The organism is Microbacterium sp. PM5 (genome assembly GCF_003293595.1).
GTDB lineage: Bacteria > Actinomycetota > Actinomycetes > Actinomycetales > Microbacteriaceae > Microbacterium.
Window position 1 is genome coordinate 1035026 of sequence record NZ_CP022162.1, and the last position, 19854, is coordinate 1054879.

Annotated in this window: 11 protein-coding genes; 3 read left to right on the forward strand and 8 right to left on the reverse strand. The window is 65.8% G+C overall.

The window, feature by feature from the left end; translation table 11 throughout:
- Positions 1–290: 290 nt before the first annotated feature.
- A complete protein-coding gene (locus CEP17_RS05160) occupies positions 291–4427 on the reverse strand; it encodes a hypothetical protein (RefSeq protein ID WP_162722408.1) in 4137 nt (1378 codons plus the stop codon).
- A 376-nt stretch (positions 4428–4803) separates the two neighbouring features.
- Here CEP17_RS05160 and CEP17_RS05165 point away from each other — a divergent pair, with 376 nt between their 5' ends.
- Positions 4804–8385 (forward strand): hypothetical protein, encoded by a 3582-nt coding sequence (locus tag CEP17_RS05165; RefSeq protein WP_162722409.1) that lies wholly within the window; start codon positions 4804–4806, stop codon positions 8383–8385.
- 318 nt (positions 8386–8703) lie between these two features.
- Here CEP17_RS05165 and CEP17_RS05170 read toward each other — a convergent pair whose 3' ends face one another.
- The 3 genes from CEP17_RS05170 to glnA all read right to left on the reverse strand — a co-directional run bounded on the left by CEP17_RS05170 (position 8704) and on the right by glnA (position 12294).
- Positions 8704–9861, reverse strand: coding sequence for a hypothetical protein (locus CEP17_RS05170; protein ID WP_162722410.1), 1158 nt, complete (start codon positions 9859–9861; stop codon positions 8704–8706).
- A 529-nt stretch (positions 9862–10390) separates the two neighbouring features.
- The gene (locus CEP17_RS05175; RefSeq protein WP_112931497.1) at positions 10391–10594 is read right to left on the reverse strand and encodes a helix-turn-helix domain-containing protein; all 204 of its coding nucleotides are present in this window, start codon (positions 10592–10594) and stop codon (positions 10391–10393) included.
- Positions 10595–10869: 275 nt separating this feature from the next.
- Complete coding sequence (glnA, locus tag CEP17_RS05180) at positions 10870–12294, reverse strand: type I glutamate--ammonia ligase (protein WP_036289844.1); 1425 nt, start codon at positions 12292–12294, stop codon at positions 10870–10872.
- 131 nt (positions 12295–12425) lie between these two features.
- Here glnA and CEP17_RS05185 point away from each other — a divergent pair, with 131 nt between their 5' ends.
- Entirely contained in the window at positions 12426–12875 is a 450-nt protein-coding gene (locus tag CEP17_RS05185; RefSeq protein ID WP_039415935.1) for an RDD family protein, read from the forward strand.
- A 3-nt stretch (positions 12876–12878) separates the two neighbouring features.
- Here CEP17_RS05185 and CEP17_RS05190 read toward each other — a convergent pair whose 3' ends face one another.
- Positions 12879–13589: a DUF4191 domain-containing protein gene (locus CEP17_RS05190; protein ID WP_112931498.1), complete on the reverse strand. Its 711-nt coding sequence runs from the start codon at positions 13587–13589 to the stop codon at positions 12879–12881.
- A 142-nt stretch (positions 13590–13731) separates the two neighbouring features.
- On the opposite strand from CEP17_RS05190, the gene CEP17_RS05195 reads away from it, so the two are divergent.
- On the forward strand, positions 13732–15120 hold the full coding sequence (locus CEP17_RS05195) for a hypothetical protein (protein ID WP_112931500.1): 1389 nt from the start codon (positions 13732–13734) through the stop codon (positions 15118–15120).
- A 26-nt stretch (positions 15121–15146) separates the two neighbouring features.
- On the opposite strand, the gene sucB is transcribed toward CEP17_RS05195, so the two are convergent.
- From sucB to CEP17_RS05210, 3 genes are all read right to left on the reverse strand, one after another.
- On the reverse strand, positions 15147–16850 hold the full coding sequence (sucB, locus tag CEP17_RS05200) for a 2-oxoglutarate dehydrogenase, E2 component, dihydrolipoamide succinyltransferase (protein ID WP_112931501.1): 1704 nt from the start codon (positions 16848–16850) through the stop codon (positions 15147–15149).
- Between the two features lie 99 nt (positions 16851–16949).
- The gene (gene lpdA / locus CEP17_RS05205; protein ID WP_112931502.1) at positions 16950–18329 is read right to left on the reverse strand and encodes a dihydrolipoyl dehydrogenase; all 1380 of its coding nucleotides are present in this window, start codon (positions 18327–18329) and stop codon (positions 16950–16952) included.
- The gene (locus CEP17_RS05210; protein WP_112931503.1) at positions 18326–19795 is read right to left on the reverse strand and encodes a leucyl aminopeptidase; all 1470 of its coding nucleotides are present in this window, start codon (positions 19793–19795) and stop codon (positions 18326–18328) included. Before CEP17_RS05210 ends, lpdA begins: the two co-directional genes overlap by 4 nt.
- Positions 19796–19854: the final 59 nt, after the last annotated feature.

Sequence of the window (19854 nt, forward strand, 5' to 3'; positions counted from 1 at the left end):
GGATGACGGCGAAGAGCCCGCCGGCGCGATGCCGACGGGCTCTTCGGGTGGGCGTCGCTCAGACGCCGAAGTACAGCTCGTGCGGGAATCGGGAACGTGTAGCCGCGGATTCACGCAGATTCCGACACTCGCGAACGAACTCGAGTTGACCGGCGCATGCCAGATCATGTGGAGTTTGTGTCGCGCTAGAGTCGCGAGACGCTGCGCTCCGCAACGAACGTTTCAACGACGCTGAGACGCCGAATAGCGGTGCACGCTTTGCGATAGGCCGCTTGGGTTCACACCGGACTTCAGCCTTCGCGGCGCCGGGTCGGCCAGTCGATCTTCGACACTTTCCTGGGACCGACTGCGAATTGGCCAGCGAGTGAGTGAACAAGCTCAATCCGGTCCTCTGCCAGTCGGTAAGAGGCACTCGCAGTGATCCAGCGGTAATCGCCCCCAGGAATTCCGTGGTCACTGGCGGAGTGCTCATGCCCAACGAGCACGGTCCAAAACAGTTCGTACCCGGCGTCCCTAATCGTCGGCAGCAGGTCCCGGCGTAGGAGGAGAGCGTTCGGGCCTCCTGAGGACGCCGCTGGATCGAAGATGGCCACGCCCAAGTCATCTCGCCATACGAAATCTACTCCGCTGGTGAGGTGGAGGATCTCAAACAGCCGGCGAGATGGAACGAAAGCACGCGTCTCTTCATCGGCCGACGAGTCCCGGTCAGTTCCCGTGCCGCCGTACCACGCACCGCACTGCAGAAGCTCGGCCGGTTGTTCACCCCCCGAATGCGAGTTCCAGTCTTCGATCACTCCGCTGGCCCACTTCCATTCGGGGGCATGGGGATGTGCGCCCAATAGAGCATTGGCGACGTCAGCCGAGTCAGGCATCCACCGGCCATACCAATCTCGGTCCTGCGCCCAAGCGAAGAGCGCTTCCGCGTCTTCGCTTGGGACAAGGTAGGCGTGCAGCTGCATCCATGAGTCTCGCGTCGGCGGGCGTAGCGCGAGGATCTCGGGTGGGTGCTGTTGCTTCCATCCCGGGAAGCTCAACAGTGTCAGCCACCCTTGACCGTCAGGGTCGGTCACTGCGAGCAGATCCAGAGGATCCGGCACTCCGCTGAGATCGTCCGGGTACTCGTTCACCACGCCACGGGGGAACTCGACCAGCTGAGGCGAGAACCACTGGGGACCCTCGTCCAACGCGCGCTCAGGTTCTCGGACCAGCACGGTCACATCGATGTCTCGCCAGATGAGCTGTTCGGCGTATGAGTACGCATGCGGGGAAGAAGTCGACCACCTGTCGTCTACCTCCAGTTGGTCAGATACCGCTCCGAGAACTTCGTAGAAGCCGATCCACTGATACTTCTTGCCTATTCGTTCGACCGGCCCATCCGAGCGGCCACGCGACAGCCCCCTATCGATCTCGTCTAGCAGCTCCGGCGTCCACCCGAGGTCGCGCACGCGGTCGAAGACGGCCTCCTCGACCGACGCTTGTAGAGCGCGTCGATCCGGTGTCACGAAGTTCCGCACCGCCGGCTCGATCTTGTAGCGCCCGAAATCGCCCATTCCTGTGAGCGAACGCCAGATCGATCCGTACTTGTAGTCCGGACGTGCAGTCAACTCCTCGATCTCGTCGCGAGCAGTAGTCTCGATGGGCCACGACGCCCCGTACGGAGGTTGCCCTTTCGGTCCTACCCACCCGGATCGCCCTGCGGTTTCGAACACCCGCCGAACATAGTCGCGTGTAAGGAGATGTCGTGGCCATCCCCCGGCTACCCACTCTGCCAGCGGCACTGCGAGGCGAGTCGCCCGAGCTTCGTCGCGGAGCGCTATCCCGCAGGCAGCAGCAACAGCCCGCTCCACCACGTAGGGGTCGTTGACCCGAACCAGCTGCGACAGTGCAGACGCCAAAGCGTCGACCTCGTGCTCGCCGAGTGAAACGAGCGCCTTCGTGGCGCTGTCCCGGACTCGGCGGTCGGTGGCGCTTGTGCACCAGCCCAGCAGAAGCAGGGCAAGTTCTGAGGTGTTGCCGTCCGTGCGCGCAAGCGCAGTGGCGCTCTTGGGCCAAGCCCATTCGATCACGGTGCGTACGGGTGAACGCTCGTCAGGGTCGAGCGCTCCGATGAGCCACAGCGACCACGTTGCGTCGCGCTCGGGCAGGTTGAGAGAAGTCAAGTATTCGTGAAGCCAGCGCGCGTTCAAAGGATGACCTGGGATACAGGCCACGCGCACGAGCTGAGCCCACGCCTCAGTTTGGTGCCGAGGCGTCTTCAGTAGTGCCCGCACGATGTGCTCCGCCCGGGCGCCTGAGGCTGCGGGCTCACGAAGCGAGAGACTTTCCATGAACGCGTCGACCACGTCGTAGGGGATACCTGCAGAGTGGTCGAAACAGTCGATGAGCTCCAGGCCGTGCACTTCCGGCAGAAGCACCGCGAGCGCGCCTAGGACGCCTCGCTCGACCCAACTCGCGGTCCCTAGGGATTGCACCCACCCGGTGATAGCCGCAGGCGTTCTAGCAGCGATGATCTGGGCCCGAGCGACGTCACCCAGACGCTGGTAACCGAAGCTGACGTCTTCGGTTCCGACCTCGATGAGCACACCCTCGTCGAGTAGCCCCTTCAGCAGACCCTTTGACCACGACCGGCCGGGCAGGAGAGCTGTGCAGATGTCATTCGCGATGACGCGGGTAACCCGCCTTCCCTTCAGCGCCGCGAGTTGACGCACAGCTGCGGCGACCAAGTCGGTCTTCGAGTCGTAGTCGCAGCGGTCGGCGGCGGCCAAGCGAACGTTCGCTGCCTCGATGAATGCCCCGCACACCGTAGTGAGCCCCGCCGAGCCCAGCATGAACCTGCCAGAGCCCAGGGTGGTCAACGCTTCACAGGTCAGCCGCAGGAACAACGGGTTGGAAAACTCAGGATCGAAGACGGGGAACGTCGGGACGTCGAGGCCATACTCGGAGGCGAAGCGCCGCACCGCGGCCTCGGTCGACTCCTCGAAGCCAAAGTGCTCCGCAGCGGGGAGATCGGACTCGCCAACTACCGGCATCACAAACTCAGTCCGGCATGAGATCACGAGCCCCACCGAGGGGTGGCGGGACGATTTCGACCTCAGCGCCTGCACTACTGCGGACCACCGCTCGGGCTTCTCGCTCTCGTTCACAGCGTCTACGACCAACAGGGCCCTATTCCCCGACGCTTCTGCGGCCGCGCTCAATAGCGCGAGAATCTCGTCCACGTTGCCTGGCAGTTCAGCGAGCTCCGGAAGCTGCACGAGGAGGTTCCGCGCGTCAAAGTCCTGGCCGAGCAACATAACAGTCGGGAGCCCCGCGGCGATCCGGTTCATCGCCACGTCGCAAAGGAGATGCGTCTTTCCAGCGCCTGCCCGACCCGTCAGCAGCAGCTCGCCTTGCACGGCCGCAGCAGTCGCCGGCGATGCACAGAGGCTGCGCGCCGCGCCCAGAGCGCTGAGCGAATCGTGGACGTTGCTGTGCAGCGACCCAGCATCGCCAACGTAGTAGCCACCCTCGGTGCGAGACCGGTGGCGCAGCAGCGTGCTCACTTCTTCGAGCGCGGCGAGTGCAGCGAGCACCTCCGCGGTTGGGACCTCCAACTCGCCGAACGTTCGCACCTGCCCGATGATCCGGTCAATCCGCGCGTCTGCCGTGTTCAGGGCGGTCTCGCAGGATTCGAGAGCATCTCGGAAGGCATCCTCGTCGCCTTCGGGAGCTCTCCACGACCACCGGCGGGCGGACCTCAAGTCCGCCAGGATTCGCTGCCACCGCGAGATGTACACCGATGTCCGGCCCGCGCCGTCAAGGACTTGAACTGCATCGACCTCTACATGAAGTTGCGGGCTGTAGCGCCGCCCCAGCTTTGCTGCGACATCCTGGATGCGTTCCTGCTGCTGCGCCTGAGTTAGGACGCGTTCGTCGAACCAGTAATGGACTCGCCCGGCGTTGCTGGACTTGGTAAGCGCGGCAATCAGTTCATGCGCTCCGAGGAACTCGACCGTGACTGCGCGCTCCTGCTCGTCCGCGATCTGCTCCCATTTCTGCTTCTCCTCTTCCCAGAGAGTGAAGGCTGACTTCGACTTCTCAGTGTCACCAGCGGGGAGATCGATGGGCATCGTGACGAAGTAGCGCCGGAGCGCCGGCTCGGTGTCCAGAGTGCGCAGGAACGACTTCTTGACCTGACTAGCGGCCGAGGAGTCGAATGAATTCACGTACTTCGCTTGCCACGCCCACACGTCACCGTTCGGGAGGACCCCTCGTCCTTCTCGTCCACCGTCCGGATTCCCGAACTTGTGAAAGCGTGTGCCCGTCGGCCACTTGATGATGTCATCGCGGATCAGGATTGAGGCGAGCTCCTCGAATCCGCTCGGGCGAGACGCCGGCTTGCCGTGCGGTCGGATGCGGGCGAAGTCGATGTCGCGAGGTGAAGGCACGATTCATTATCGCGTTCGGCAATACCGGGAGAATGGGCGAAATGATTCGACTTGTCGAGACGCAGCCCAGGTCCTCGGACAGTTCGGTAGTCCAGCCGACCGGTAACGAGGTCGAGGTAACGGCAGCAACTCTGCTTCAAATGGGCACCCGCATGTCGCCTTTCGCAGATAGCCTGAAAGTCCGCTCAGTGACCACCAATCAGCACTTTTTTGATGCGTAGGAGGTAACCGACCGTCATGGCCCGAGTTCCCATACCCAAGCAGAAGGTGACGCGTGAACCGACCCACTTGGTTGCCGCCGACGAGCGTCTGCGCGGGCAGGAGCCGAGTGAGTACTTTGGGTCGAGATGTTGCGATCGGAGAGGCGGATTCGTAGATGCCCGACTTCGGCCCCTTTTCCGTTGAGCCAGCGCAAGTAGCGGCACTCGGTGGAGCAAACTTCGGCCAGTTCGTGAGCCGATTACTCGCGACTGAGACGGCTGCGCACGGCATGACCGGCGAGACTCTCGAAACGACGTACCTCGAGAACGTCGGAGATGGCGGAGTCGATGCGGGTGTTCGACACGCGATCGCGACGCGATGGATCCCCGCAGGCGAGAGCGCCTGGCAGTTCAAAGCGGGTGACTTGACTCCCGCGAAGTGCAAAACCGAGCTGAAAGGTGCTACGTGGGCAGCCGAGATTCTCCGCAATGGCGGGAAGTATCGCCTTGTGCTCGGCGCGAGCCTGACCTCCGCGAAGCTGGCACTTCGACGTGCCAAGTTGATTGAGGCCGCCACTGATCTCGGTATCACCGACCCTGAGTCCAAGATCGAGATTGTCGCCGCGGACCGACTCGCAGCTTGGATCGAGGAGTATCCTGCGCTTGCCGTGAGCCCGCTCCTGCGAGGCACCGGCGTGATCGGACAGACCCTCGACGAGTGGAGCCGCTCCAACCGCCACGCGACCTCGTGGGTGTCGTCCAACGATCGCGACAACAAGATCGAAGCGATCCGCAACCTGGTTTCTGGCTCGGATCCGCTGGACTTGCACCTTGACGGAGTGAGCGGCCTCGGAAAGACGCGATTAGTACTCGAGGCGTTGCGTGGCCAAGACTGCGAACCACTCGTCGTGTATTCCCTCGCGGCAGATAGCTTCCCTGTCACCGTGCTGAGCCAGCTCCAGGCCCAAGGTCGGACAGCGATCGTTGTGGTTGATGAGTGCGATGGCAAGCAACATGAGATCTACGCCTCCGCCTTGGTAACGGGGTCATCTATTCGACTGATTACGGTTGGAGAACCCGGAGGGATCGCAACCCGAACGCCGATGATCAAACTCGGCGCGTTCGGCGACGAAGCGATGAAGGAACTTCTGCGGGCGAACCGGCCGCAGCTCTGGCCAGAAGCGGAACGCGTGGTAGTCGAAGTCGCCTCCGGCAACATCGACTACGCGTTGAAGCTTGCACAGGCTCTACTCGAGCGCGGACCAGGGTCGGCCGGGACTCTCGTCACCGACGACGACCTTCGGGCATTTTTCCGAGCGCAGCTCCCGGACGGGCACCTTTTTTTAGCTAGTTGCGCGCTGGCGCTCTTCACTCGCTTTGGCCACGACGGGGAAGTCACGAATGAGATTGACACGATCGCTACCGGACTGGGTCTCGCGCCTGCTGACTTGAGGGGTGCCGCTGCGGCACTGCAGCGACAGGGTCTTCTCTCCAAACAGGGGCGATTCAGAGCCGTCTCGCCACACCCGTTGGCGCTCTACCTCGCCGGGCAGGCATGGGCACAGTTTGGGCACGAGATTGTCGCGGTTCTCCTGCCGACGCTGGACCCCGAACTCTCCGAACGGCTGTTTCGCCGCGCGGCGGAGATCGGAGAACTTGAGAGCGACAGCCCGGCGATCACCGCCGTCCTTGCAGCGGGTGGGCCATTGGCTTCTCTGGAGTCGCTCGCCGCGGACCGGAACTCAGCGTTGCTGATTCACTTCGCAATTCTCGCGCCGGAAGCTGTCACGGAGCGATTGTCTGAGATCATCAGTCGGGCCTCCGGTGAGGAGTTGCGCGGCGGGAGAGCAATACGGCGCGACCTCGTCTGGGCCTTGGAAAAGCTGGCGTGGCACTCCCGGACGTTCGCCCAGGCAGCTGACTCGCTCCTCGCCCTCGCGGTTGAAGAAAACGAGACCTACAGCAACAACGCGACCGGGACCTGGATTGAGTTCTTCGGGACTATGCTCCCCGGAACTGCCGCGTCACCAGATTCGCGGATTGCCTACCTCTCCTCTATAGCGACTTCGCCTAGCTCGCGTGTTCGCCTGTTGGCTGCAAAAGCGGCCGGGCGCGCCCTCGAGATCCACGAGACGATCATGGTCTCAGGAGAGGTGCAGGGTGGAGTGGTCGTCGAGCCACGTGGACGCCCCGCGACCTACGGTGACGCCTGGGCGTATCGAAATTCGGCGATTGACATCCTTGCTGAACTCGCTCGCGACGGAGATGCCGGGGTGGCCGACGCGGCCCAGAAGGAGCTTGTCGGCTCCATCCATGGTCTGCTTGAGATTCGTTCGAACAGGGAACATCTTGCAAGCATGCTCGCCGGTCTGCCAGAGACCGCGATCTCGCGTGTTCGTGTTGAAATCGAGGGCCTCAAGTCGCTCTTCGATCGGGCCGACGTGAGGGATGGTCGTCCGGCAGCACTTAAGTCCCTCGAAGCGCAACTGCCGGTGGAGACGCCCGCTGCACGCCTGAAGGTGATCTGCAACACTCACTCGTGGGATCGCCAGGTCGAAGAACTTGCATCCGAAATTGCGGCTCTGGCGCGGAGGACGAACGCACTCGAGCCTGCCGAACCACTTCGAGCCCTTTTGGACCAAGACTCGGAGATCCCCGCCGCCTACGCGATTGGTCGAGCGCTCGTATCGCTCGGGATTGAGTACGAGGCGGGGATTGAAATCGTCGGCCCGCTCGCGGACAGCATTCACTCCGAGGCGCTCTATGGATTCCTGCACGGTCTAGTCCTGGCTGGAGACGACGCGGCCTTCGACACGTTCCTCGATGGCGCGGATCTTCCGGCGCTGTCGGTGCTGCGCGCGTCGGTGAGGGGGCCAAGGACTTCGCAAGCCGAGGAGCGTGTTCAGCGGCTAGTCCAGGAAGTGCCCGTGGCTGAGGGAGCACGCCTGCTGTTTGCGTGGACGCGTGACGCGACGGAGGCAGAGCGTGCACGGTACGTGCGAGAGTGGTCCACTCGGCTGCGAGACCAGGCCGACTACAACGCACTCGTGGACTACGCAGCAATGCAAGTGTTTCGCGAGAATGAGCCCCTCGAGGAACTCGACCCCGTCGTTGCGGAGTTGGTCTCAAGACGTCGCGAGTTCCCTGCCGTAGGGCACGAGGAATGGGACTGGACCGTGCTTGCTCGTAGGCAGCTCGCAAAAAACGCGGTCGGGCTTGGCGCGCTCCTCGCCGACCTGATCGAGGCCGACGCGCTCACCGCCTACTCGTCCTCAGAAGAGGCGAAGCTGTTGCAGGACGTTGTCGAGCTGGGCGGCGAACCGGTGTGGGTGGACCTGATGAACCGTCTCGAACGAGGCGAGTGGCGCCTCTCGTTCTCAGTGCGCGATTGGCTTGGGGACGCCGTACCGTTGGAGGTGGCAAGTAACTGGGTTGGCGAAGGAGTTGACCGTGCGCGCGTCCTCGCTGGTGTCACGAAGCCAGGTGGGTCGACCTTGACGCCCGCAGCACGATTCCTCATCGAGTCGTTCGGCACGGATGACCGCGTCCTCTCACACCTCGTCGGCCAGTTTTACAGCGGGATGTGGAGCGGCAATGAATCGGATCGGATTGCCAGCCAGATCTCCGAAGTTCAGTCATGGGTGGACGAACCGGGTCAGTCCGTGGCGGTAAAGTCCTGGGCTCGTCGCCTTGCCCAGAATCTTGCGGCACGCCGTCGAGAGGTTCTCCAACGCGAAGAAGAAGATCCCCGGTATTAGTCGCGAGGTCCGGCATGGCTGAGCGAGTGACGCGTTCAGGTGACGTCGCGATGACACGTTGCAGAGCTTCGTCTTTGACGGCTCATCGAGCGACGGCTGCTTAGTCTCAACACCACACGGATTCATGGCGCGGAATGGGAGCATGGTGCGGCCCGGCTATTAGAGCCGGGCCGCACAGCCGCCGATCAGGACTCGAGAGGCTCTTCAAAGCCGAATAGTCGGTCCACGGAGTCGGACGACACGTACTTCGTCTCCGGGGCGACGTAGGCGCTCTTCGTGATACGTGTATCGGAGTGTCCGAGGAGCACCGAAGCCTGCTCAAGCCCGAGGCCGCGTGACACTACCGACCGGCGGAGCGTGTGTGGCGTGAGCTGCTTTGAGCTGAGGTCGGTGGTGGCGAGAGCTTCGACGACGGACGCACGTTTCGTGACGATGTCGAAGTGGAAGCTGATAACCGCCGGATTGATCCACGGCTCGTCGACGCCCCTGGTTTCGACCCGGCGCAGCAGCGGCTGCTCTGGCCCGCGCTCGTTCGGACCGCATTGCTCGAGTGCTGCCCGAAGCGCGCACATCCCGACACCACCTGACAATGCGCGCCTGTCCGTCCCGCTTGAGCTTGTCCTGCCGCTGCAGCGGCTCGTGGGGGAGATACACGAGGGTGCCGTTGATACTCGCCGTGCAGTTCTCGAAGTCGACGTCGCGGTGCCGGAGCGGAAGCGCCTCCGAGATCCGCAGCCCGCCGAGTCCGAGGATGATGTCGACGGCGAGCTGCGCTTTGCGGCGGTTGGAGTCGCGCACACCCTCCTCCACATACTCGGCGAACGCGCGGCGGAAGGACTGCACCTGCTCGACATTGAGTGCGACGGGCGGGCCTTGCTCTGCCGGACGCACCGGCTCGAGTGAGTCGAGAGGATTCGCGCTCAGGAGCTCGGCACGGACGGCGTATCGGAAGGCCTGTTTCAGGACTGTCTTCAGAGCCTGGAACTCGGATGCCGTCTTGCACTTGGCGAGGTCATTCATCACGATCTGCATGCGTCGAGGAGGGAGCTCGGCGATCTCGAGTGCGCCGAACTCGCGCTTGAGGCGGTTCGCCTTGGTGCGGTAGGCGGAAACGGTCTGCGGGCGGATGTTCCGGCTCTCGACGATGTCCCTGAGCCAGACATCGAGCAACTCGCCGAGCGTCGAGGCTCCCGAGAGTTCACCGGGCACTAGCCCTAGTCGGGCTGCGCGTGCTCGGAGTGTGGCCATTGCTTCCTCGGGCGTCGATCCCGATGCTCGAATGCGACGCGAGTTCCCGGCGGCGTCGCGAGTGCTTCCCTGCGCATGGACTCGTGTGCCGATCTGCTTCAGGTTTATGGTGCCGACTTGGCCGACCGAGAGCTTCGGCCGGCCTGAGTCGGCGCGACGCGCGTCGTTGGTGTTGCTGGACGGGTGGACGTTGGTCTGACCGTGGAGGGCCTCGTTGTCGTTGTTCACATCCCTTCTATGCGCGGCGAGAAGTTGAGCCCAAGACCACTAGCAGTGAGGCATCCTTAGCGTCCAGCAAAGAGCAACGGCGGAGACCTCCCGTAGTTGCTCGAACGAACAAGTGATCCTTGTGCGTTGAGCGCCACTCTCGGTGGGTGCGCAGGCAACCGTGCCGGCACGGGCCAACATGGCGGGATTCCCGCGAAGGCCCCCACACACACTGCGAGCCCAACTGCCTGGAACTCTCGGGCAGTTGGGCCCGCTGCCGTGGACTCTGATGGGCAGCTACCGCTTGACCGGGGTCGGCGTAGGTTCGCTCAGCCACTCACACAGATGAGGGGCAACGCGTCCGCATCAGATGTCGAACGAGCAAGAGATCCTTGCGAGTTGCGCGCCGTCCATGTTGGAGGCAAGCAGGGAGCTCGCCAGCAGTAGTAAGAGCTGATGGGTCCTCCCGAGAGACGCCCAACTGGCCGCGAGGCCAACTACCCGGAAATCCTGGGTAGTTGGCCCCGCGGCCGTGGAGTAAGAGGCGCAACTATCTCTCGGTCGGGGTGACCTTGCGCTCGTTCATCCAGTCGATCAGGGCGTCGTCGGGGTACCAGACCTGCCGGCCGAACTGAACGAACGGCGGTCCGCCGGCGCGAGCACGCCAGGCTTCGAGCGTTCGGGCCGCCACGTCCAAGTAGTCGGAGAGCTCGACGGTGGAGAGGAGTCGGGGCAGCTTGCTCTGTGCAGTCATGCTCCTTCTATGCGCGAGAACGAGCCGAAGTGACGGTCTCCGCGTCGATGTGGAGTTTCTGTAGCCGTCATGGCCCGGCGTGCGCCGCCCGCGCCTTGGTGCGGGGGGAGTGCGCGCGGCTGCGGGTGGGAACGTCTGAGCCCCGGGCCAACTGGTCTCAATCAAGAGAATCCAGTTGGAACCGGGGCTCGGGACGTGGAGGTGACCTCCGGGGTGAAACGAGGTACGTACCGCTACGTGTAGCTACGCATTCCTACGCATTCGCCTCGTTTGGCTCATACTCCGAAGTACAGCTCGTACTCGAACGGGTGCGGACGAGCGGCGAGCGGCTTGATCTCGTTCTCGATCTTGTACTCGATCCAGGTCTCGATCAGCTCGGGCGTGAACACACCACCGGCCAGGAGGAACTCGTGGTCTGCACGCAGCGCCTCCAGCGAGTCGAGCAGCGAGTTCGGAACCTGAGGGATGTTCTTGGCCTCCTCGGGCGGCAGCTCGTACAGGTCCTTGTCGACCGGCTCGTGCGGCTCGATGCGGTTCTTGATGCCGTCCAGGCCCGCCATCATCTGGGCGGCGAAGGCGAGGTACGGGTTGCCGGAGGCGTCGGGCGCGCGGAACTCGATGCGCTTGGCCTTCGGGTTGCTGCCCGTGATCGGGATGCGGATCGCGGCCGAGCGGTTACCGGCCGAGTAGACCAGGTTGACCGGAGCCTCGTAGCCCTTGACCAGACGCTTGTAGGAGTTCAGCGTCGGGTTGGTGAAGGCGAGGACAGCCGGCGCGTGCGCCAGCAGACCGCCGATGTACCAACGAGCGACGTCGGACAGGCCGCCGTAGCCCTTCTCGTCGTAGAAGAGCGGCTTGCCCTCGAGCCACAGCGACTGGTGGGTGTGCATCCCCGAGCCGTTGTCTCCGAAGAGGGGCTTGGGCATGAAGGTCGCGACCTTGCCCCACTGCTCGGCGACGTTCTTGACGATGTACTTGAACTTCAGGATGTCGTCGGCCGCGTGCACCATCGTGTCGAAGCGGTAGTTGATCTCCTGCTGACCACCGGTGCCGACCTCGTGGTGCGCACGCTCGAGGATCAGGCCCGCGTCGATGAGGTGCAGGCTGATGTCATCGCGGAGGTCGGCCGTCTTGTCGACGGGGGAGACGGGGAAGTAGCCGCCCTTGTAGGCCGTCTTGTTGGCGAGGTTTCCGCCCTCCTCCGCGCGACCCGTGTTCCAGGCGCCCTCTTCGGAGTCGACGCTGTAGAAGCTGGCGTTCTGCTTCACCTCGTAGCGGACGTCGTCGAAGATGTAGAACTCGGCCTCGGGAGCGAAGAACGCGGTGTCGGCGATGCCGGTCGAGGCGAGGTACTTCTCGGCCTTCTTGGCGACCTGACGCGGGTCCTTGCTGTAGATCTCGCCGTTGCGCGGGTTGTAGATGTCGAAGAGCATGATGAGCGTCTTCGCCTCGCGGAACGGGTCGATGTAGGCGGTGGACACGTCGGGGATGAGCTGCATGTCCGACTCGTGGATGTTCGCGAAACCGCGGATCGACGAGCCATCGAACAGCTGGCCGACCGTGAAGAACTCCTCGTCGACGGTCGAGGCCGGGATGTTGAAGTGCTGCTGCACACCAGGCAGATCCGTGAACCGGATGTCGAGGAACTTGACGTCCTCGTCCTTGATGAACTTCAGAACCTCGGATGAATCTTTGAACATGGAGTCTCCAAGATCGGGTGTGGAACACGCCTGAACGGGATCAGGCCCGCCTCGACGCTATCGATGACCGGTTGCCCGGCAGTATCCCCCGTGTTTCGGGGATGTTACAGCGACGCGGATAAGCTGACCCGGTGACGGCAGGTACCTCCGACAATACGGGACAACACGACAGCACCTATCCCGGCGAGCGGCTCGGGCTGCCACGGTCGGGCGCGGGGAGCATTGCGCGGATCGGTCGCCGCATCGGCGCTCTCGCCGTCGACCTGGCCACGGCGACACTGATCGCCTACGCGTTCTTCCCGACACTGGACGAGGTCACGGGGTTCCGATACGCCAATCCGGTCGCGTCGAACCTGATCTTCCTCGCCGTCCAGGTACTGTTCATCCCGACGCTGGGAGCAAGCCCGGGGCATCGGCTGTTCGGCATGCGGATCGTCCGTGTCGACGGAGGCTGGAGCGGCGTCTGGCGTCCGCTGGTGCGCACCCTCCTGCTCGCCCTGATCATCCCCGCCGTGATCTGGGACGGCGATCACCGCGGCCTTCACGACAAGATCGCGGGGACGGTCCTCGTTCGCGGCTGAGGCTCAGCGCGGGCGCGGCGCGCGCGCACGCATCGGGTCGATGCCCTTCGGGATCGGCAGCGAGGTGACGGATTGCGATACCGAGTCCACGCGCTTGACGACGGCAGCCATCGTCGTGCGGTCGACCTTCTTGGGGAACGACTTGATGGTCGCCGAGAGCTTCGAGATGGGGACATCCCCCTCGCCGTGACCGATGTAGAGCACGTTGATCGGGACTCCCGACGCGACGCGCTGGACCTTCATCTTCTCGTCGTTGACGAGTCGGGTCAGCCGCCCGCGCGCACCCTCACCCACGATGACGACACCGCCGCGGCCGATCACGCGGTAGACAGCGTCCTGCGTCTTGGGGTTGACGCCCACGGGCATCTCGGAGGCGACCCAGCTGCGACCGAGCGAGGTAGACAGCACGTGCCCGGCGGCTCCCGGCATCCCGTCGAGCTTGATGTACATCGCGCGCGTCGACAGTCGCGTGAGCACGATCATGGCGCCCAACAGACCGAACAGAAGACCGGTGACACCCCACAGGATGACGCTCCAGACAGCCGCCGGCGGGATGAGGAATCCGACGAGGATGCCGATGCCGATTCCGACGACCACGACAGCCACCAGCACCCACGGCAGCCACGAGAACTCGGCCTTCGTGAAGGTGTAGAGCGAGCGGATCTGAGAGAAGAAGCCGGGGCCCTTGTCGGGTGCGGAACTGCGGGATGCCATTCCCACAGCCTACCGTCGCGCCGACACGGCGCATGCGCATGCGGTGCGACGAGAGCTCCTCCCCATCGGCCCAGAGCGTCGGCGTCTACACAGTTGCCCCGTTCGTCGCCGAGCCCCGCCGACGAGCGGCGACACTCGCGATATGAGCTTCGATTCCGGTCTGCTCGCGCCCCCACCGCTGCTGCGGACGCTGGCGGCCGCCGACGCGCCCTTCCCCGGAGATCTCCGCGCGGGCACTCCACCGACCGTGTGGGTGCCCGTGCAGGATCTTCCGAGCGAGATCTGGCGCGTGCGCGGCGGCGAGCATGTGCTGACCCCCGCTGATCTGGCGCGCACACCCGACGGCCACGCCGCGCTCCTGCCGCACTGCCCGCACCGACTGATCGCGCTCGTTGCCGGACGGGCGTGGGAGGCGGGAGCCATCGTCACGGCTGCCGTCAGTGTGCTGCGCGGCGCGGCAGAAGCCGAGAGGTGCGGATTCACCGTCGGCTCCTGGTGGGTGGACACCGAGGGGTGTCCACTTCTCGCTCCGACCGGAGCACCCTGGCAGGCCGATACGGTCGCACTGCTCAACGAACTCGCCGAGGCGGCCGCACCGGGTCTGCGGCACGCCGTGCGGGAGGCCGCCGCACTGATCGGCGTGGGCCACACGACGCCGGCTCGGCGCGAGCGTGTGGAGGATGAGCTGTTCGCCGCCGCCGAACCGACGCCGCTGCCCACCGCGGGCACTGCCGAAGGCGCCGCGGGCGTGCCCGCCCCACGTCACGCGGCACGTCTCGCGGCACGTCTCCCGGCACGTCTCGATGGCGCCGACGACGACCTTCCGCCCGATGCGGCGAGATGGGTCGCGCCGCTCATGGATCATGACCTCGCCGCTCGTGCTCTGGGCGTGCTCGGCGATGTCCGCTCCGCGCTGCGACGGACAGTGACGGCGCGTCGTGGGCGCGGCCTCGCGACGGCACGACACCGGGCGGGAGCCCTCACCACGTCAGCGAGGAAAGCGGCAACGCGCAAGGATGGTGTGCCGCGCACCCACCGGCGATCGCCGCTCCTGCTCGCGGCCGCCATCGCTGCCGTCATCATCGTGGCCGGGCTCGCCTGGCCTGACGGCGAGATGGCCTCTTCGGCGCCGCCGGAGTCCGCCGTCTCCCCACCGTCCCCGGATCAACCGACGCTTTCCACGCCGGCAGCGATGTCCGATCCCCCAGCAACGGATGCCGGGACACCCGCACCGTCGGACGGCATCGACGACAGCGGCACCGCGCGACGCCTGCTTTCCGATCTCGCGTCGTGCGTCCGGGCGCAGAAGGCGGATTGCTCCGTCTTTCTGGAAGACCCCGGAGTCGGGATCCCTGACGCAGGCGTCGTGGGAAACATCGGTGAGCGCGAGGTCACCCTCGTCGACGAGTACGGCGGAGTCGCCGCATACCGTGTTACCGGCGGAGAGCAGCCGGACCAGGTGCTCGTTCTCGTGCAGATGGACGGGAAATGGCTGATCCGCGACGTGTACGACGTCGCGGATCAGCCATGAAGTGTGCCCGCCGGCGGGGCGTCCGCTCAGATCCCGAGGTTGGCCTCGAAGTCGGCCGTCTCGAGGCGAGTCTTGACCGCGCCGAGGAAGCGGGCCGCGTCCGCGCCGTCGACGATGCGGTGATCGTACGACAGGGCCAGGTACACATAGGAGCGCACTGCGATCGCCTCGACGCCGTCGACCTTCACCACACCGGGTTCCTTGACGACCGCGCCGGTCCCGAGAATCGCGGACTGGGGGAGGAACACGACCGGGGTGTCGAAGAGCGCGCCACGAGAACCGGTGTTGGTCACGGTGAACGTGCCGCCGGCGAGCTCGTCGGGCTTCAGCTTGTTGTCGCGCGTACGGGCGGCGAGGTCAGCGATCTCCGACGAGATCCCCGCCAGCGTCTTGGTGCCCGCGTCACGGAGAACGGGAGTCAGCAGCCCGCGCTCGGTGTCGACCGCGATCGAGATGTTCTCGGTGGCGGGGTAGACGATGTCGGTGCCGTCCACCGTGGCGTTGATCACGGGGAACGCCTGCAGCGCCTCGGCGGCCGCGAGCACGAAGAACGGAAGGAACGACAGCTTGCCGCCCGTCTTCGCGACGAAGTCCTTCTGCACCGCCGTGCGGTACGAGGCGACCTTCGTGACGTCGACCTTCACGACGGTGGTGAGCTGAGCCGTCTGCTGCATCGAGGCGACCGCGCGCTCCGCGAGAACCTTGCGAAGACGGGACATGGGCTGAGTCGTCCCGCGCAGCGGCGAGACCTCGAGCGGCGCCGGAGCCGCCGGAGCGGGCGCGACGGCCGCGGGTGCGGCCTGAGCGGCCTCGGCCGCCTTGAGCACATCTTCCTTGCGGATGCGGCCACCGACCCCGGTCCCCGTCACGGAGGCGAGATCGACACCCTGCTGCTGCGCGAGTCGGCGCACCAGAGGGGTGACGTAGGTCGTCGCGTCGTCGGCGGATGCCGTGGCCGGAGCAGGCGCGGCGGCCGGAGCGGGCGCCGCGGCCGGAGCGGGCGCAGCAGCCGGAGCGGGCGCCGCGGCCGGAGCGGGCGCAGCAGCCGGAGCGGGCGCCGCAGCCGGAGCGGGAGCGGCGGGAGCGGGCGCGGCCGGTGCCGGAGCAGCGGGCGCGGGGGCGCCCGAGCCGATGCGGGCGAGCACCGCACCGACGGCAACCGTCTCATCCTCCGCGACGAGGATCTCCTGCAACGTCCCCGCAACCGGCGAAGGGATCTCGGTGTCGACCTTGTCGGTCGAGATCTCGAGAAGCGGCTCGTCGACCGCGACCTCGTCACCGATCTGCTTCAGCCAGCGCGTCACTGTTCCTTCGGTGACGCTCTCGCCCAGCTCGGGGAGAACGACATCCTTCGCATCGCCCGACGGTGCGGGAGCGGAGGCAGCGGCCGGGGCCGGGGAAGCCTCCTCAGCAGCGGGCGCCGCTTCTGCCGGTGCCGCCTCAGCGGCGGGCTGCTCGGCCGCCGGAGCGTCGTCGGACGGAGCCGCAGCGGAGCCGTCTCCGATCTTGGCGAGAACAGCGCCGACCTCGACGGTCTCGTCCTCGGCGACCAGGATCTCCTCGATGACGCCGCTGACGGGGGAGGGGATCTCGGTGTCGACCTTGTCGGTCGAGATCTCGAGCAGCCCTTCGTCGGCCTGGATCGTGTCACCGACCTTCTTGAGCCAACGGGTGACCGTTCCCTCGGTGACGCTCTCTCCGAGCGCGGGGAGGACCACGGATGTGCTCATGACTGTGTCTCCTTCAGAAGTTCGATGTCCGACAACTAGCTTAGTGACCCTCGCGAGGGCCAAGCGGTGACGTGTCGGACGGGGCGGGAAAAGTGGGTGTCAGAGTGCGTGCAGAGGCTTGCCGGCAAGCGCGAGGAATGCCTCGCCGAGCGCCTCGCTCTGCGTCGGGTGCGCGTGCACGTAGGGCGCGATGTCTTCAGGGTGGGCTTCCCAGGCGACGGCCAGCTGGCCTTCGCTGATCAGCTCGCCGACGCGATCGCCGACCAGATGGACGCCGATCACGGGCCCGTCAACCAGTCGGACGATCTTGACGATGCCCCCGGTGCCGATGATCTCGCTTCTGCCGTTGCCGGCCAGGTTGTACTCAGAGACCGCAACCCTGTCGCCGTGTGCGGTTCGCGCGGCTGCCTCCGTGATCCCGACGGACGCCACTTCGGGGTGCGAGTAGGTGACCCGCGGGATGCTCTGCTCCGCGACCACGACGGGTCGGAGGCCGGCGATCTCCTCGGCCACGAAGATCCCCTGCTGAAAGCCACGGTGGGCCAGCTGTAAGCCGGGGACGATGTCGCCGGCCGCCCAGACGTGCGGGACAGATGTGTGGAGGCGCTCGTCCACGCTCACGAAGCCGCGCTCGAGAACCACGCCGGCCTCATCGAACCCCATCCCGGCCGTTGACGGCCCGCGTCCGACCGCCACGAGGAGATAGTCCGCGGTCAGTTCGCTGCCGTCGGACAGGACGATCGAGACCTCGGCATCCGTCTGCGAAACGGAGGCGAAGCGAGAACCGAGTCGAGCGACGATTCCGCGTTTGCGGAAGGCGCGCTCCAGAGCCTTACTCGAGGCGACGTCCTCTGCCGGCACGAGGTGGTCGAGCGCCTCGACGATCGTGACATCCGCCCCCATCGATCGCCACGCGCTGGCGAACTCGACGCCGATGACGCCGCCACCGAGCACGATGACGGAAGCGGGAACCTCAGCGAGCGCGAGTGCCTCTTCACTGGAGAGGATCCGGCCCCCGATCTCGATGCCCGGAAGCGTACGCGTGTGCGAGCCCGTCGCGAGGAGCACGTCGGTTCCGCGATAGGTGACCTCGCCCACCGCGACACCGGGTCCATCGCCATCGACGACCAGCCGCCCCTCACCGGCGACAACCGTGATCCCGCGTGCTTTGATGAGGCCGGCGAGCCCCGCGAACTTCTTGGCGACGATGCCCTCGCGGAAGGCGGTGACCCCCGCCACATCGATGCCCTCGAACGTCGCCGCCACGCCGACGCTCGCCGCATCACGGACAGCGTCGGCGATCTCCGCCGCGTGCAGGATCGCCTTGGTCGGGATGCAGCCTCGATGCAGGCATGTACCGCCGAGTTTGTCTTTCTCGACGATGACGACCGAGCGCCCGAGCTCGGCTGCACGGATCGCCGCGGCGTATCCGGCCGACCCGCCGCCCAGAACGACGAGATCGGAGTGGTGTGCGGTCATCGTGCGTCTCCTTCGACGAATGCGAGCAGCGAGCGGACGGTCGCCGCGGTGGGCCCCTTGTCCGTCGCGCCGGTCGCGGATTTCGTGCTCCCGCTGCCGGCGATGTCCAGGTGCACCCAGGGGATGCGAGGTGCGTCCGCGTCGTCGGAGACGCGCCCGACGAACCGCTGGAGGAACAGCCCGGCGAAAAGCGAGCCTCCCGACGGGTCCCCGATCTTCGCATTGACCAGGTCGGCGATAGGGGAGTCCAGCTCCTCCTCCATGTGAGCCGGCAGCGGCAGCGGCCACGCCAGCTCGTCTGCGGCCTCCGCCGCGTCGAGATATTCGGCGACGGCATCCTCTGAGCCCATGACCCCCGTGTGGCGAGAACCGAGCGCCACCGAGATGGCTCCGGTCAGCGTGGCCACGTCGACGATCACGTCCGGATGCGTGCGACTGGCAGCGACGAGGCCGTCGGCGAGGACGAGCCGCCCTTCGGCGTCGGTGTTCAACACCTCGACGGTGGTCCCGCCCAGAATCCGCAACACGTCCCCGGGCCGCGTCGCTCGTCCCGAGGGCATATTGTCAGCCAAACAGAGCCATCCCGACACGCGCACCGGAAGACGAAGCTGTGCGGCCGCGCGGACGACGGCGAGCACGGTCGCGGCCCCGGCCATGTCGTACTTCATGCCCACCATTCCCGCGGCCGGCTTGAGCGAGAGGCCGCCGGTATCGAAGGTGATGCCCTTGCCCACGATCGCGACGTGGCGCTCGGCATCCGCGGGTGCGTAATCGAGTCGCACGAGACGCGGGGGGCGGTCCGATCCCTGACCGACACCGAGGATGCCCCCGTAACCGTCGGCGGCGAGCTGCTTCTCGTCCAGGACGACGACGTCCACGGGGAGTTCTGACAGCGCGGCCCGAGCAGCGTCCGCGACATCCTGCGGGCCCAGCCACTCGGCCGGGGTGTGCACGAGGTCCTTGACGAGTGCGGCCGCATCGCCGACGACCTGCGCACGAACCAGCGCCGAGGGGACCGTGGTTCCTTCACCGCGGATGATCACGTGTGACGCACGCGCAGGCGAGGCAACCGACTTGTATCCGTCGAAGCGGTACGCGCCGAGCGCTGCACCCTCCGCGACTGCTCCCCACCCGTCCTCATCGACTCCCGGGACCTCGATGGCCACGGTGTCGAAGCCGGTGGTGGTCCGCAGTGCGGCGCCGACCGCCTCACGCAGGGCGGCGGTGTCGGGCGAGGGCCCCGTGCCGACCACGATCAGGGGCAGTGACGTCGCTTCCGGGGCGTACGCGCGCACCGTGCTGCCGAGCGCACCCGAGAAGCCGACGGCTTCCAGGGCCGAGGCCAGGCCCGGCCACTGCGCGAGCGCCCCGCGATCGTGGTCGAGCGGTGGGAGGGCGAGCACGAGGGCATCGGCCTTCGTCTCACGCAGCGGATCGGTCGTGTACGACAGCTCGGGAAACGCCATGACCTCCATCCTAGGTTTGCGCCGTCCGGGACCGGCGACGCCCGATGGCGGCGAGCCGC